A 15,762-nucleotide genomic window follows, 5' to 3' on the forward strand; every position below is an offset into this window, starting at 1 on the left:
GATTCGGGGTGCTGCTTCCCTAATGCGGCGGGCGGTAGTACTCCCGCTCGGAGACGCCGGCCAGCGGCGCGAGGTACACCCACGGGATCGTTCCGACGAGCCGGTTGAGGGTGGCCACCGCGTCGTTGTAGTACTGCCGGGCGAACGCCAGCTTGTTCTCCGTGTCGGCCAGGTTCTCCTGCAGGTTCAGGAAGTTGGCCGACGAATTGAGTTGCGGGTAGGACGATCCCAGTGCCAGCACGCCGGTCAGCGCGCTGTCCAGATCACGCTCGGCAGCGCTGCGCTGAACCACCGAGGCGCTGCCGGTCGCCGAGGCCAGCGCGGCCTGCGCACCACTGACCCGGCCGAGAACCGCCGTCTCATGCGAGGCGAACGTCGCGACGGCCTGAACCAGCGCCGGAATCAGAGCCGCACGGCGGGTCAGCTCCACATCGATGCCGCCGAGCGCCTCGGCGACGCGCACGTCCGCCGCGCGCAGCTTGTTATAGCCCACGACGAAGCCCACCAACACCGCCACCGCGAGCGCCAGCACGACGACCAACAGCAGTCTCACCATGAGCCGCCTCCTCCCCCTCCACCACCACCGCCCCCGCCTCCACCAGACGACGATGATCCGCCGCTCGACGAAGACGACGACGATGACTGCGAGGCGGTGTACGCCCCGATCGATGATGACAGTGCCGACTCGAAACTGTCGAAATCCGCGCCGCCGGATCCGCCGGCAAAACCGTGGGTGCTGTCCGATGACGATGACGACGAGTCGTACCAATTTGGTTGGGGTGCAGGAGCCCCCATCGTGTCCTGATACTTCTTCGCCCACAGTGCGGCGGCGCCGCCCGCCACCGCGAACGGGATGTAGGCCAGGTACAGGTCCTTGCGCGCGGCGAAATCGAACCTGGACTCAGCCGAATCTGTGGACAGCAGGCGATGAAAACCTTCTGCGCGCGACCACAGTTCCCGACCGGCCGGAGTCCGCCGGGTACCCACGCCCCCGGACCAGCCGCGCAGCGAGCACAGGAAGAACACTGCGAAGGGCAACCCCCACAATGTGATGCCGAACCAGAGGAAGAAACCGGCCAGCGCCGCGAAGAACGCCACCACATTGGCGACGCGGATCCACAATTCCTTACGACGCCTGACCATGAATCCGCCGTCGAGTGCCCACTTCCGCACGGCAACGGCCATGTCGGCCTTGGCCTTGCTGAGCTTCTTCCCCGAAGCCGCGGTGTTCTTGGCGGAGAACTCGGCGCCCACCGACATCACCTTGAGTGCTGCGCCCACGTCGATGGCGACCGGATCCACTCCGGACCACTCGGCCGGCTTGGCCAGGCCCTTGATCTTCCAATGCTTGTCACTGACCTGCCGCAGCTCGACAAGCCCGCGCTCGGCGAGGTGGAACAGCGTCGCGCTGAGCCCGTTCTTCGGAATGGTCTCGGTGCGGATGTACTCGGTCTGCACCGGGCCGAGCCCATCGGGCGGCGCGTACTGCACCGGGAATCCCGGTGGCGGTTCGACAGTGGTGCGCGTCCAGAAGTAGGCGAGCAGGCCCATCCCGACGGCCACCAGCGCGACCCACGCCAGTGCGGTCACCGACCGACCGAGGATGCGGTCCCAGGTGTATGGCCACGGCAGGCTCACCTGCGCCGGAGCGGCGATGTCGACTCCGGCGCGCAGCGTCACCGGCGTGTGGGGCTCCAGATTGGTCGCGGACAACCGCACGGTGTTGCCGTCGGTGCGCAGCTCCGTGCACGCACTGCCGACGCCGAATCCGACGCTGCAACCGGCACCGGTCACCTCCGCCGGCAGGGTGACCGAGATGTCGGCCCGCTCGATCGTGTTGTTCCAGGCGGGCGCGACGACGTTCCAGTAGAACGCCGACCGCGCGTCGGGGTTTCCGGTGTTCGAGGCGAACTGACGGTGAGCGCCGTTGCGTCCCGGGTCGAGGACACCGTCGATCGTGTACCGGATCTCGAAAACGTGGCTGCCCCAGTTCAGCGTCGAGCCCGGGTCGCCGATCTTGGCCACCCGGAACCGTTTACCGGTTTCCCACAACAGTTCATACGGAACCGATGAGCCGTCCATCGTGATCGAGGTGATCTCGGGTATCTGCCGCAGCCGGGAGTTGTTCTGGTTGGCCACATCCCAGTACCGGAAGATGCCGTGCCGCCCGCCGGGAAAATCCCCGGTGATGGTCTCCACCGCGGTCATCCGACCGTCGGCGTCTACGGTGAAATCCGCGCGGTAATCGGTGATCACCACCGGGTCGACGGGGCCGGGGCCCGACGCGGACCCACCCGTGAACACGAGCGGCCACAGCAGACCAAAGGCGATGAGCCCCAACGTGAACAACCACGACCACACCCGGCGCATCGCAGCCTCCTGATTCGGCACTCACCGATAACGGGTGAAGTATCCGCCCTATCCGATGTGGAGCGGGTCGATTTGGATACGACATGGTTGCTGATCTTTGCGCGCGCTGAGCACCGCGGTGGCTCGCCGCAGCGCGGCCGCCAACTCCAGACCACCATCACGCGGCACCCGGACCAGCATCCGGCTCACCTCGGCATCGGACGCCAGTCCCGGCGGGCGGCGGGCGCCGGGCGGCAGTTCCACCGGCCCGAGGACTTCCGCGGTGTCGGGCAGTTGGGCAGTGTCGAGCAGCGCCTCGACCGCCGTCGTCGTCCCGTCGATGGCCGCCATGTGCACCGCCGGCGGCAATCCCACCTCACCGCGGGCATCGAGTTCGGTGTCGGCATGTCCGACCGGATCCCACCGGATCAGCGCCTGCACGGTGGCGATCGCCGACTCGGCGACCACGGCCACCACACCGCCTTCGGTGCGCGGCCGCACCAGGGCCGCCGCAGCCATCCACCGGCGCATCGTGTCCTCGGCGGCCCGGAGATCCTGCCGGCCCAGAAGTGCCCACGCGTCGAGCAACAGGGCCGCGCCGTAACCGCCGTCGGCCACGGGCTCCGCGCCGGGGGTGCTGACCACCAGAGCCGGGCCGGCCTTCACCACATCGACCACGGCGTCGCCGCCGGAGGTGATCACCGACGTGCCGGGAAAGGCCCGGCCCAGCTCTTCGGCCGTCCGCCGGGCCCCGACCACGACCGCCCGGACCGCATCCGAACCGCAACGCACACAACGCAATGCGGGCTCGGCCCGGCCGCACCAGCGACATTCGGCAGCCGCGCTCCCCCGGTCCGGCAGGGCCAGCGGGCCCGTGCAGTGCCGGCAGCGTGTCACCGCGCGGCATCGCGCACAGGCCAACGCGGGCACGTATCCGCGCCGAGGAACCTGGATGAGCACCGGGTGCTGCGCCTGCAACGCCGACCGGGCCGCCTGCAGCGCCATGGACGGCAGCCGCGCGCTGTGGGCGGCCGGATCGCGTTCCTGGGCGTAGCCGCTGTCCTCCAACGCGACGACTCGCGGTGCGGCGGCCCGCACCACCGGCCGAGCCGCCACCACATCGTGGGCCCAGCGGGTCCGCACCAGCGCCTGCGCCTCGGCGCTGCGCGCATAGCCACCGATGATCGCGGCACAGCGCACCTGGTGGGCGCGCAGCATGGCGACCTCGCGGGCGTGCGGATAGGGCGCGCGCGGCTCGGCGAGGTTGTCGTCGCCGTCGTCCCACACCAGGACCAGGCCGAGATTGGCCACGGGGGCGAACACCGCACTGCGGGTGCCGATCACCACCTGAGCCTGTCCCCGCAGCGCCGCAAGCCAGCGGCGGTACCGGGCCGAGGGGCCCAATCCGGCCGACAACGCCACCACCCGTGACACCGGCACCTGTTGGGTCGCTGCGGCATACAGCGCGTCCACATCGCGCTGATCGGGTACGACAGCGACCACACCCAGCCCCGCGTTCACCGCCACCGCGGCCGCCTCGGCCAGCCTCAGTGCCCAGTTCTCGCCGGGCAGTGCCTGCCATGCCGCGCGCGCCGCGCGACCCTCACCGACCGCGGTCAGGAACTGTTCTCCGCGGCCGTAGCGTGCCCAGGCGCTGGTGTCCACCGGGACCGCCGTGACGGGTTCCGGTTCCTCCGCGGTCTGCTTCTCGACCCTGGCGTGACGCGGAGGCACCGCCAGGCGCAGTACATCCGCACGGGTGCCGGCGTAGCGAGCAGCGACGGCATCGACGAGCCGCCGGACCTCGGGGGTGAGCACCGGCTCCGGCGAGACCACCCGATCGAGCCAGCCGAGCTTTCCGGTGTGGTCGGTGTCGGAGCGTCGTTCCAGGAGGTAAGCGTCGACCAGCCTGCCGTTGAACCGCACCCGGACCCGCACACCGGGCTGGGCGTCGTCAGATTGCTCCTCCGACACCAGATAGTCGAACTCCCGGTCCAGGTGCGGAACCGTGAGCAGAGGAAGCACCCGCGCAATGGGCTCGTGTTCGGCGGCGCGGCGGGTGATCGTCACTGTGCAGGTTTAGCAGGAGGTTGTGTCGAGCGCCCGAAGAACAGTCCTGCCGTGATCAGCACCAGTGACGCCGCGTAGCCGAACCAGATCGGGACGGCGAGCAGTTGATCGCCGCGCACGAACTGGCTGATGCCGATCATGGCGTCCGACGCCGCGAAGCACACGCCGCCGAGAGCGGTCCACGGAGTGGGCAGCTGGGCCAGCAACGCGGTGGACACCATGGCTCCGAGCACCGCGATGTAGGCGACGACCGGGACGGCCATCCCCTGTTCGACGAGCCGGGGCCAGAACCAGGTCAGCAGCGCCACGCAGGCGAGGATGGTGACGGCCACCGCGATCAGCCGCGGGGTGGAACGCCGCGCCAGCGGCACCAGCACGCCCAGAAAGCACAGGTGCGCAACCAGGAATGCCGCGAGCCCCAAGACAAAGGACGGCTCCCACCACGGGATGGCGAGCAGGAAGTCGCCGAGTGCGGAGAACAGCAGCGCACCGATGAGCCAGCGCCGTTCCCGAACGATCGGATGGGCGCACGCGGCCGCAGCCAGCAGGACCGCTGTGAGCGCCTTCACCGCAGGTTGGAGGGTGAATTGCCCCGTCAGGTCGGCTCCCGTCGGCAACCGCGTCGCCGTGACGATCAGGAACACCCCGTAGCCCGCCGCGACGACCGCGGCCACCACCCACAGCCACACCGTGACGCGGTGTGCGTACGGTTGCGGAATGTCCGTTGCTGACGAGAAACCAGCTGTCGATGCCATCCTGCAGAAGGTACTGGAGGCAGTGCCGTTCCAACTGTCGACCGACATCGGTGTCGAGGAGGCCCGCCGCCAGTTCAGTGAGATTCCGCGGTTGCCGGTCCATCCCGATGTGAAGACCGAGGACCGTGAGATCCCCGGGCCGGTCGGCCCGATCCCGGTTCGGGTGTACCGACCGCCGACCGCCGACGGCACGACGCTGCCGGTCGTGGTGTTCATCCATGGCGGCGGCTGGGCACTGGGTGACCTGGACAGTTACGACGGCACCGCCCGCCAGCATGCCGTCTCCGCCGACGCCGTCGTGGTGTCGGTGGAGTACCGGCTGGCCCCCGAGCACCCCTACCCCGCCGCCGTGGACGACGTGTGGGCGGCGACGCAGTGGGTGGCCGCCAACGCCGCTGAACTGGGCGTCGACGCCGACCGGATGGCCGTGGCCGGCGATTCGGCGGGTGGCAATCTCAGCGCCGTCGTGGCGCAGCTGATTCGTGACGCCGGTGTTCCAGGGCTGCGCTTCCAGCTGCTCTGGTACCCGGCCACCACCTGGGACACCAGCCTGCCGTCGTTCACCGAGAACGCCGAGGCACCGATCCTGGGGCTCGATGCCGTCACAGGATTCTCCCGCTGGTACGCCGGGCATGTGGATCTGTCGGACCCGCCGGCCACGTTGGTGCCGGCCCGTGCGGCGGACCTTTCCGGACTCGCACCCGCCTATGTCGCGGTGGCCGGGCACGACCCGTTGCGTGACGACGGCATCCGTTACGCCGAGATGTTGTCTGCTGCCGGCGTTCCCGTGCAGTTGGACCACGCCGAGACTCTGGTGCACGGCTACCTCGGCTACGTCGGCGTGGTCCCGGCGGCCACCGAATCGTTCGACCGGGCGATGGTCGCGCTACGGGCAGCCCTTCACGACTGACCGTTTCTGCTGGGCCACAACGACATTCGACGGAGGATCCCGTCGCGTAGCGCCAGGGTGTGGAACAAGACGGCGCAGATATGTGCAGTGAAGGTCGCGAACAGCAGGTAGGCGGCCACGGTGTGGGCGGTACGCAAGGCCGCGTACAGGGTGATGTTGTGCGGGGCGATCGCCGGAAGGTGCAGCGCCCCGACCAACACGACCGGCGACTGGGCAGCCGACAGCATCGCCCACCCGATCAACGGTTGCGCCAAAAGCAATGCGTACAGCAGGTATTCGGAGTAACCGGCGATACGGCGTTCCAACGGGCCCATCGTCGCCAGGAACGGCGGCAGCCGGCGGGTGAGCCGGTTGACCAACCGAACGATCGCGAACACCAGGATGGCGATGCCCAGCGGCCGGTGGATCGCGAGCAACAACGGGTAGTAGCTGAGCGCGGCAATCATGGTGACGCCGATGAAGAACTGTGCGATCACCATGGCCGCCATCGACCAGTGCAGCAGCCGCGCGGCCAGGTTGAACTTCGTGATCGGCGCGTTCGTTTCGGTGGTCATCGCGCACCCCCGGGGACGACGACTGCGCTGGGCGACTTGGGTTCTCGGGCCCGCCGGTTGAACGAGCGGGCATAGACCGCCGACCGTGCGCTCGGCAGCGGATCGTCGGAGACGGCCAGCCCGTCGGGCAGCACGAGCGGGTCGAAGTTGATGTCGCGGGCGTTGCCGGGGGCCTCGGTCTGCACGGCGTCGATGGTGATGGTGCCCGCATTGACGGTGGCGCGGTTCTGCGGCCACGGCAGGGTGGCGTCATGGGTGGGGTCGGTGGGATCGGCCAGGGTGAGGATGAGCTTCCAGCTGACCGGGCCACGGGCAACGGTGTCGATGAGTGCGTCGAAGAGGACGTTCCTGTCGTCGCCGTGGGGCTGCCCGGCGGGCGGCTCCCCTGTTATCGGCACGGCCGCCCACCTGATCGCCGTCGTCTCGCCATGGCCGTTGGTAGCTCGGAACGCGTTGAGGCCGCGGTACGTACTGTCGGCGAACCCTGCACTCGGCGGAGCCTGCTTGATGATCTTCATCGCCGCGGCGGTCTCCGGGTGGTCGGCCAGGAACGCCGCCATCGCCTGCGGATCCGCCTTGCCGGTCTCTGGAACGGGACGCGAGGCCAGCATCCGGTCATAGAAGCCCCGCGGGGTGCTGTCGGGGAACACCGGAAGATTCACCATCGCGACGCGCCACTGCTCGCCGTCGGGCAGCCGGAACATCAGACCCAGCCCCCTGACCGTGTCGGGTTTGTCGGGTTGATCGGGCAGCCCCCCGGACAGCGAGAACCGTCCCACGACGGGCACCGTGCCGGGTTTGAACACCGCCGCCCTGCTCACCTGGGCACCCGCGCCCGTGCTGGTGAACGTTCCCGTCGCGGCCAGACCCTTGGCGTGGTTGCGGCGGAATCCCTTGTGAAGGCCGGAGACCTGCTCGAAGCGGTCGGCGAAATCTGCCGGTGTCAGCGCGTCGGGCCGTAGCCAGCCCGCTGCTTCGGCGAGCCCGCCCACCCCGACTGCCACCACACCACCGACCGCGGCCAGCCCCAGCAGCGTTCTCCTGCGGTTGAGCTCTGGAACGTCATCGCATCCCATCGTGGTCGCACCCCTTTTCGCCGCCGGACCCCGTCCAGTGTGAAACGGAATGCGGCCACGGGCCGTTCAATCGGATAAGTGTGACGCCGTGTCGGGTTGTACCCGGACATGGCAGAACATTGCATGCATTGCTTGGCGCAACGGTGCTAGCGTCCGCTGTGATCTCAGCCGTCCGTTGACGGGGCGGCGGAACCGGACGGTTCCGCGCACAACCGAATATCGAGCAGAGGAACCAATGACCCGCAACGAGGAAACCTCGTCCGGCACGGAGTACCCATCCGAGCCACTCGGCGCGACCGATCCGCGCGACCTCACGTTGCCGCTGTACGGAGCATCACTCGGACAGGCAATCTCGCGCTTCTTCCGCAGCTACGCCCGCTTCTCCGGCCGCGCGTCACGCAGCGAGTATTGGTGGGTCCAGCTGGCCGTCGCAGTAGCCACCGTTTTCTGCTTGGCCATCGTCGCCGTAGCCGGTGATCCCAGCGCGCTCGGGCGCTTGTCCCTTGTACCCGTGGCGGTATTCGTACTAGTGTGCGCGGTTCCAAGCTGGGCACTCATGGTCCGTCGACTCCATGACGCCGACTTGTCAGGATGGATGTCCCTACTATTCCTGTTGCCCTACATCGGATCCGTGTTCCCGATCATCTTCGGCGTGCTGCCTGCCAAGCCGCTTGGTGAGCGCTTCGACCGGCGTGATGACTACGATGATGACGACGATGACGATTCCGCCCCCGGGTGGGACGCAATCGATGCCGCCTTCGCGCGGCTGTACCCAGGGCTGGGCGATGTCGCACCTCACTTCGGCCGCACCGATGCACGTCTGCCCGGTCAAGGCATTTGGGGAATCACCGCCTACCCGAATACATCTGCCCCACAACCTCACTGGCATCTGGTCACCTACGGGTTCTCCAACGTGTTCGCGTCCGACCCATCGTCCGACGAGGATGACACCTGGGCCGACTTTGAGTGGACCTTCCGGGTGGCCGCCGACATCGACCTCACTCAACCGCTGCCAGCACAAGTCCCCACCTGGTCGCTGCGTCTCCTCCAACGGCTGGGTGACCTGGTTTTCAGCGGGACAGATGCGCTGGATATCGGTCACCGCATCAAGGTCGGTGGCCCGATTACGCTCGGTGATCCCCAAACCGACCTGACCGCAATCATGTTCGTCGAAGACCCTCAACTCGCGCAGGTCGACACCGGCCGGGGCAGCCTGCGCTTCGTACAGCTTGTGGGAGTTACCGACGACACGGTCACCGCCGCACAAGCGCTGGACAACGGCGTCGCGGGCACGCTTCAGGTACTCGAGAAGATGGCCGAGACCAATCCCCTACTCGTTACTGACATCAAGTAATCCGCGGCAACATGACCGTGCCGCGCAGGGGGCCACGGGCGCCCTGCGCCCGATTCACATGTGTGCCACGACGTGAAACGCACTGGGCGGCATGCCGTGCCAGCGTTTGAACGCATGGCAGAACGTCGAGGTCTCGCTGTAGCCGAGACGTCGCGAAACCTCCTCGACCGTCAGCCCGACGCTGCACAGCAGATCGACGGCGAGCGCCGACCGGGCCTCGTTGACCAGTGCCCGGAACGTGGTTCCCTCGTCGGCCAGGCGGCGTCGCAGGGTCCGCGGATGGACACCCAGTTCGGCGGCGACCTCTGGCAGTGCCGGAATCCGGCCCGGGTCGCGAAAAAGCTTGCTGCGCACCACCGCAGTGATCCCACGACGCTGCTCGTAGCGCTGCATCAACACATCGCACTGGGCGATGCACAGATCGAGGGTGTAGGGATCGGCTTGCGGCAGGGGCTCGTCCAGCATGGCGCGAGGGAAGTGCAGTCGGGAGTGGGCACGGCCGAACGCCACGTCCGGTAGCGGCATCAGGGTCAGTAACGGTTGCAGTACGTGCTCATCGATCGACACCTCGGCGAATATGCGGTCGGCGTACTGGGCCACCACCGGAGCGGCGAAACTTGCGGTCGTGGCGACAATTCCGGCGACATCACGTTCGATGAAGAAGCGTTGGACATCGCCGGGCAGGTGGTCCACGTTGAGTTCCAGCACGCATTCGTCGACGCCCTCGAACAGCTGAAGATCGATCTGCAATGTGGTCAGGGCGAAGTAGCGCATCCCTATGCTGAACAATTCACGCAACGTGGCACACGACATGACCGCGAACCCGAACAGGCCCATGTGCGTCAGCGCCGACCTGCCACCCACATCGGCCCCCAGTCCGGGCGCGTCGGGCAGCCGAGCCTGCAGCCGACGGACGGCCAGGATCTCGTCGTGTGCGCTGATCACGCAGTCGGGATCATCGAGGTCTGCCGGCGTGATGCCGGTCCCGGCCAGGACCTGTGCCGCCGGGACCCCGCGCTCGACCGCCACCTCGCACAACACGCGGGTGGCGTGGATCGGATGGCACACGTCGGCCGACCATGTTGACCGCGAGATCGATCCTGACCTGGCCATTGGCTCCCCGCCCGCTGTCCCAAAATCCCAACTCTGTGTCCGATAGTCCCATTCCCGCGTCCCCTTGTCATTCATACGCTGAATTCATGGCGGCACCGGCGGCACGACTGAGCACGTGGACCATGACCCGCGAGGCGATCACGGTCGGATTCAGCACCGACAGCGGCTTCCTGACCCGGACACAGGGCCGGGACATCACCCGATACCGCTGCGCAGGAAGACGTTTCGTATCGATCGCACATCCTGACTACGTCGATCACGTGCTGCACCAGGCGCGCCTTCGCTACGTCAAATCCAACGAGTACGAACCGATCCGTGCCGCAGCGGGGATAAACCTGTTGACCGACGAGGGTGACTCCTGGGCCTCCCACCGGGCGGCGCTGAACCCGACGTTCGCGCGTCGCCATCTCAACGACATCGTCGACCTGATGATCGCCCCGATCGCGCGAGCCTCCGACGAGCTCGCCGAAGGCGGTGACGGCGTCCGATTCGACATGCACGCCGCCATGGTGGAAACCACTCTGCGGGTCGTGTCCAATGCCCTGTTCAGTCAGGATTTCGGACCAATCGTGCACAGCATGCGAGACCTCACCACACGCGGGCTCAGGCGCACCGAGAAGCTGGCCCGGCTGGGCCTTTTGGGCCTGCTCCCCCGCCCGGTCTACGAGGCCATGGCAACGAGCACGTATTCCGGGATCCCACTGCCGCCCCCGCTGCGCGAAGGCCAGCGGATCGCCCTGGCCCTGGATGCCGCGGTGAACGCCGTGCTCGACGAACGTCTCGCCCACCCCACCGAATCGGCCGACCTGCTCAACGTGTTGTTCGGCGCGGACGATGGCACCTGGCCCCGCCAGCGGGTCCGGGACGAAGCGCTGACTTTCATGCTCGCGGGGCACGAGACTACGGCCAACGCGATGTCGTGGTTCTGGTACCTGATGGCCCGCCACCCCGACGCCCGGGACCGGATGCTGGCCGAGGTGGACTCCGTGCTGGGAGCGGGCCGTCCGACGGCAGGCGACCTGACCCGGATGCCGTGGACCACTGCGTGTCTACAGGAGTCGCAGCGTTGTCACTCCGCGGTATGGATCATCGCGCGCGAGGCGGTCGAGCCCGACGAAATCGACGGCCACCATATTCGTCCGGGCACGACGGTCATCATCCCGATTCATCAGATCCACCACGACAAGCGGTGGTGGCCCGATCCGGACACCTTTGACCCCAACCGATTTCTCGGTGACGCCGCCAAGAACCGGCCGCGCTCGGCCTACCTGCCGTTCGGCGGCGGACGCCGGATCTGTATCGGGCAGAGTTTCGCCCTGATGGAGATGGTGTTGATCGCCGCGATCATGAGCCAACGGTTCGTTTTCGATCTCGATCCTGGCCACTCGGTGGAGATGGAGGCTACGTTGACATTGCGACCCAAACACGGCGTCCACATGATCGGACGCAGCCGGGAGGTGGCCTGATGCCCGACTTTCACACGCTCATCATCGGCGCCGGATTCTCCGGCATCGGTACGGCCATCGCGCTGGATAAGGCCGGACTGCACGACTACCAGATCCTGGAGGCCGGCAACGGGGCTGGCGGGACCTGGTTCTGGAACACCTATCCCGGTGTGGCCGTGGATATCCCATCGTTCTCCTACCAGTTCTCGTTCGAACAGTCGCGGGATTGGTCCCGCACCTACGCCCCCGGAAACGAGTTGCGCACCTACGCCGACACCTGCGTCGACAAATACGGCCTGCGCCCCCGGATCCGGTTCAACGCCACCGTCGCACGAGCGGTCTTCGATGACGACGAGAACCTGTGGCGGGCCGAACTCGAGTCGGGCGAGATACTGACGGCCCGATTCCTGGTCAATGCCAGCGGCGTGTTGACCATCCCGAAGCTGCCGGAGATCGACGGCGTGGACTCCTTCGCCGGGACCACCGTGCACACCGCCCGGTGGGACCACACCCAGGATCTCACCGGCAAACGGGTGGCCATCATCGGCACCGGTGCCTCTGCGGTCCAGGTGATCCCCGAGATAGCCCCGAAGGTCGAGCAGCTCACCGTCTTTCAACGGACGCCGATCTGGTGCTTCCCCAAGTTCGACGTGCCGATCCCACCGGTCGCGCGCAGACTGATGCGGCTGCCCGGCGGCCGGACGTTGCACCGGCTGATCAGCCAAGCGTATGTGGAATTCACCTTCCCGCTGGCCGCGCAGTACTTCACCATCAACCCCTTCGCCCAGCGCGCCGGTGCAGCCGGACGGGCCTATCTGCGCCAACAGGTCCGTGATCCCGAGGTACGCGACAAACTCACGCCGCGGTACGCGGTGGGATGTAAACGACCCGGCTTCCACAACAGCTACCTGGCCACCTTCAACCGGGACAATGTCCGGTTGGTCACCGAACCGATCGACAAGATCACCGGATCCGGTGTCGCGACGGCTGACGGGGAGAGTCACGACGTCGACGTGCTCATCCTGGCCACCGGCTTCAAGGTGATGGACGTGGATGCGCTGCCCTTCGAGATCGTGGGGTCGGGCGGACAGTCACTCAGCGAGTTCTGGATGCAGCACCGAATGCAGGCCTACGAAGGCGTCAGCGTCCCCGGATTCGCCAACTTCTTCTCGGTGATGGGTCCGTACGGCTACGTCGGGTCGTCGTACTTCGCGCTGATCGAGGCCCAAACCCGGCATCTGGTGCGGTGTATCGCGCAGGCCGACCGTCGTGCGGCCCGCCGCGTCGAGGTCCGCCGGGAGGCCAACGACCGGTATTTCGCGGAGATGATGCGCAAGCGTCACCGCCAGATCTTCTGGCAGGACAGCTGCAACCTGGCCAACAGCTACTACTTCGACCGCAACGGTGACGTGCCACTGAGGCCCGCCACCACAGTCGAAGCCTACTGGCGCAGCAGGACTTTCGACCTCGACGACTACTCGTTCACCTCCTAGCTCGTCAGGCCTCGGCGCATGCCTTGATGGCGGCGAGGGTCTGCTCCATTCCGACTTCCAGTTGTTCGGTGAAGGCCTGCTGTCCGCCGAGGTGCGACTCGGTCAGATCGAGCGAAAGTTGCGATATTCCGTCGGGGGTCTCGCGCCGTTGTGTCAGCACCGTGGCACCGGCATCGTCAGCGCTGATCGAGAACGACCAGATCGCATAGTTCTCGGCGATGCGGAAGGCGATCTCTTTCTCCGGCTCGTACCGCACCACCTCGCCGTGCGTGATCCACTCAAGCTCACCCTGGTGGTTGAGGTTGGTGAACGTGGAACCCAGCCGGATGTCATCGTCGGGTTCGCGCAGCTTCACCGATATCACCTGCGGGCTCCACTGTGACATGCGTCGGACGTCGCGGATGATCTCCCAGACCACGGAAGGTGTTGTCTCGATGGCGATCTGGCGTTCCAGTAGCGCCTTGAAGCCGGTGGTCATCACTCCTCCGATCTATACGACCGATCGGTCGCATATTGGCCAATGTCGACCGTACGCGACTCGGCCGCCCCACGTCCAGAGTGTGGCTACTGTGAACTGATGACCGATTTGCCTGCAGCTGACGGGCGGAGAGCGCGTGGCGATGCCACCCGTCGGCTGGTCGCGCGTACTGCTGCAGACATCGCCACCACACACGGCCTGGACGGGATCACCGTGGGTGGCCTGTCCACCTCGACCGGGGTGAGCAAAAGCGGAATCCTCACGGTCTTCGACAACCGGGAGGCGATCCAACTGGCCGCAGTAGCTGAAGCGCGCCAGGTCTACATCGACGTCGTAATCCGTCCGGCGCTGAGCTGTCCGCCCGGAGCCGCGCGGCTCGATGCCCTTCTCGATTCCTGGTTGGCGTACCTGCGCGCCGAGGTGTTCCCGGGCGGCTGCTTCGTATCGGCGACATCGGTCGAGTTCGGGCATCGAACCGGCCCCGTGGCCGACGCGGTGCGAAATCTCAAGCAGGAGTGGCTGGATCTGCTGGAAAACGAATTCTCCGTAGCGGGTTCACCCGATCCCGCCGAAGACGCCTTCCGGGTCGATGCCTACCTGTGTGCGGGCAACACCCGTCGCGAGCTGTTCGGCACCGATGCCGGACTGGTGCGCGCACGCACACTCGCCGGCCGCGTCGTAGAGCGCTACCGCACCTGATCAACCCCGCCCAGATCAACGCCATGGTCGCTCCGCCCGAAGAATCACGACCATGGCGTTGATCTCGCGGTGACGGTGCCGGGAAACACAACAGCCCCCGATCAGCGATCGGGGGCTGTTGGCAGGAATTGCTAGACCGAGGCCTTCAGGTCCTCGACCTTGTTGAGCTGCTCCCAGGGCAGTTCGATGTCGGTGCGCCCGAAGTGGCCGTAGGCCGCCGTCTGGGCGTAGATCGGCCGCAGCAGGTCCAGGTCACGGATGATCGCGCCGGGGCGCAAATCGAACACGCTGCTGATGGCCTTCTCGATGCGGGCCGGGTCGACGGTCTCGGTGCCGAACGTCTCGACGAACAGGCCGACCGGGGCCGCCTTGCCGATCGCGTAGGCCACCTGGACCTCGACGCGCTCCGCCAGGCCGGCGGCGACGACGTTCTTGGCCACCCAGCGCATCGCGTACGCGGCCGAACGGTCCACCTTTGACGGATCCTTGCCGGAGAAGGCGCCGCCACCGTGACGGGCCCAGCCGCCGTAGGTGTCGACGATGATCTTGCGGCCGGTCAGACCGGCGTCACCCATCGGCCCGCCCAGCACGAACTTGCCGGTCGGGTTGACCAGCAGGCGGAAATCGGAGGTGTCCAGCGTCTCGTGGTTGAGATCGGCCAGCACGGTGTTGACGACCTTCTCCCGGATGTCCGGGGTCAGGGTGCCATCGAGGTCGATGCCGTCGGCGTGCTGCGTCGAGAGCACCACGGTGTCCAGCCGCACCGGGGTCTTGCCGTCGTACTGGATGGTGACCTGCGTCTTGCCGTCCGGGCGCAGGTAATCGAGCACGCCGTTCTTGCGGACCTCGGTCAGCCTCCGCGACAGCCGGTGGGCCAGTGCGATAGGCAGCGGCATCAGTTCGGGGGTGTCGCCGATGGCGTACCCGAACATCAGGCCCTGGTCACCGGCGCCCTGGGAATCCAGCGGATCGCCGGCTCCTTCGACACGCGCCTCGTGGGCGGTGTCCACGCCCTGGGCGATGTCAGGCGACTGCGCGCCGATGGCGATGTTCACACCGCACGAGGCGCCGTCGAAGCCCTTGGTGGACGAGTCGTAACCGATCTCCAGGATGCGGTCACGCACGATCTTCGGGATGTCGGCGTAGGCGGAGGTGGTGACCTCGCCGGCGACGTGCACCTGGCCGGTGGTCACCAGCGTTTCCACCGCGACCCGCGACTTGGGGTCCTGCTCCAGCAGCGCGTCGAGCACCGAGTCGCTGATCGCATCACAGATCTTGTCGGGGTGCCCTTCGGTTACCGACTCACTGGTAAACAGGCGACCTTCGCTCACGGTCCGCTTCCTTCCTTGCCGATCTGAAAAAGTTTTCAGTCTCAAAACTACTTAGTTAGGCGAATAATATCTATGCCCTGTTGCACCCAAGCGCGTGGGACGCCGATGCGCAACCCTTATCCGCACATTGAGTAC

Annotated in this window: 14 protein-coding genes; 5 read left to right on the forward strand and 9 right to left on the reverse strand. The window is 66.9% G+C overall.

The genetic code is table 11. The features are described 5' to 3' along the window. Nucleotides 1–19 precede the first annotated feature (19 nt). Genes AC4ELS_RS23550 through AC4ELS_RS23565 form a run of 4 tightly spaced genes read right to left on the reverse strand, consistent with a single transcriptional unit; the run spans nt 20 to nt 5,174 of the window. Nucleotides 20–556, reverse strand: a complete 537-nt coding sequence (locus AC4ELS_RS23550; protein ID WP_064878007.1) for a LemA family protein — start codon at nt 554–556, stop codon at nt 20–22. Next, nucleotides 550–2,370: a DUF2207 domain-containing protein gene (locus tag AC4ELS_RS23555; protein WP_499049516.1), complete on the reverse strand. Its 1,821-nt coding sequence runs from the start codon at nt 2,368–2,370 to the stop codon at nt 550–552. Before AC4ELS_RS23555 ends, AC4ELS_RS23550 begins: the two co-directional genes overlap by 7 nt. Nucleotides 2,371–2,418: 48 nt before the next feature. Further along, the gene (locus tag AC4ELS_RS23560) at nt 2,419–4,419 is read right to left on the reverse strand and encodes a primosomal protein N' (protein ID WP_499049518.1); all 2,001 of its coding nucleotides are present in this window, start codon (nt 4,417–4,419) and stop codon (nt 2,419–2,421) included. Beyond that, complete coding sequence (locus AC4ELS_RS23565) at nt 4,416–5,174, reverse strand: lysoplasmalogenase (RefSeq protein WP_165609744.1); 759 nt, start codon at nt 5,172–5,174, stop codon at nt 4,416–4,418. The genes AC4ELS_RS23560 and AC4ELS_RS23565 overlap by 4 nt, the downstream gene beginning before the upstream one ends. Here AC4ELS_RS23565 and AC4ELS_RS23570 point away from each other — a divergent pair. Continuing rightward, nucleotides 5,137–6,084, forward strand: a complete 948-nt coding sequence (locus AC4ELS_RS23570; RefSeq protein ID WP_499049521.1) for an alpha/beta hydrolase — start codon at nt 5,137–5,139, stop codon at nt 6,082–6,084. The genes AC4ELS_RS23565 and AC4ELS_RS23570 overlap by 38 nt on opposite strands. Here AC4ELS_RS23570 and AC4ELS_RS23575 read toward each other — a convergent pair. Next, a complete protein-coding gene (locus AC4ELS_RS23575) occupies nt 6,075–6,638 on the reverse strand; it encodes a cytochrome b (protein ID WP_499049523.1) in 564 nt (187 codons plus the stop codon). The genes AC4ELS_RS23570 and AC4ELS_RS23575 overlap by 10 nt on opposite strands. After that, complete coding sequence (locus tag AC4ELS_RS23580; RefSeq protein ID WP_499049525.1) at nt 6,635–7,714, reverse strand: catalase family peroxidase; 1,080 nt, start codon at nt 7,712–7,714, stop codon at nt 6,635–6,637. The genes AC4ELS_RS23575 and AC4ELS_RS23580 overlap by 4 nt, the downstream gene beginning before the upstream one ends. A gap of 235 nt (nt 7,715–7,949) precedes the next feature. On the opposite strand from AC4ELS_RS23580, the gene AC4ELS_RS23585 reads away from it, so the two are divergent. Next, entirely contained in the window at nt 7,950–9,068 is a 1,119-nt protein-coding gene (locus tag AC4ELS_RS23585; RefSeq protein WP_499049527.1) for a suppressor of fused domain protein, read from the forward strand. A 54-nt stretch (nt 9,069–9,122) separates the two neighbouring features. Here the strand turns inward: AC4ELS_RS23585 and AC4ELS_RS23590 are convergent, their stop codons facing one another. Next, the gene (locus AC4ELS_RS23590) at nt 9,123–10,181 is read right to left on the reverse strand and encodes an AraC family transcriptional regulator (protein ID WP_499049529.1); all 1,059 of its coding nucleotides are present in this window, start codon (nt 10,179–10,181) and stop codon (nt 9,123–9,125) included. A gap of 86 nt (nt 10,182–10,267) precedes the next feature. Here AC4ELS_RS23590 and AC4ELS_RS23595 point away from each other — a divergent pair, with 86 nt between their 5' ends. Both AC4ELS_RS23595 and AC4ELS_RS23600 read left to right on the forward strand, forming a co-directional pair. After that, nucleotides 10,268–11,647 (forward strand): cytochrome P450, encoded by a 1,380-nt coding sequence (locus AC4ELS_RS23595; protein ID WP_499049531.1) that lies wholly within the window; start codon nt 10,268–10,270, stop codon nt 11,645–11,647. Continuing rightward, on the forward strand, nt 11,647–13,119 hold the full coding sequence (locus tag AC4ELS_RS23600) for a flavin-containing monooxygenase (RefSeq protein ID WP_499049533.1): 1,473 nt from the start codon (nt 11,647–11,649) through the stop codon (nt 13,117–13,119). Before AC4ELS_RS23595 ends, AC4ELS_RS23600 begins: the two co-directional genes overlap by 1 nt. Nucleotides 13,120–13,123: 4 nt before the next feature. Here AC4ELS_RS23600 and AC4ELS_RS23605 read toward each other — a convergent pair whose 3' ends face one another. After that, nucleotides 13,124–13,597 carry an SRPBCC family protein gene (locus tag AC4ELS_RS23605; RefSeq protein WP_499049535.1) on the reverse strand — a complete coding sequence of 158 codons (474 nt, stop codon included), beginning with the start codon at nt 13,595–13,597 and terminating at the stop codon, nt 13,124–13,126. A gap of 99 nt (nt 13,598–13,696) precedes the next feature. Here AC4ELS_RS23605 and AC4ELS_RS23610 point away from each other — a divergent pair, with 99 nt between their 5' ends. Further along, entirely contained in the window at nt 13,697–14,296 is a 600-nt protein-coding gene (locus tag AC4ELS_RS23610) for a TetR/AcrR family transcriptional regulator (protein ID WP_499049537.1), read from the forward strand. Nucleotides 14,297–14,427: 131 nt separating this feature from the next. On the opposite strand, the gene metK is transcribed toward AC4ELS_RS23610, so the two are convergent. Continuing rightward, nucleotides 14,428–15,627, reverse strand: coding sequence for a methionine adenosyltransferase (gene metK, locus AC4ELS_RS23615; protein WP_064879727.1), 1,200 nt, complete (start codon nt 15,625–15,627; stop codon nt 14,428–14,430). Between the last annotated feature and the right edge of the window lie 135 nt (nt 15,628–15,762).

The sequence above is a fragment of the Mycobacterium shunyiense genome (assembly GCF_058270035.1).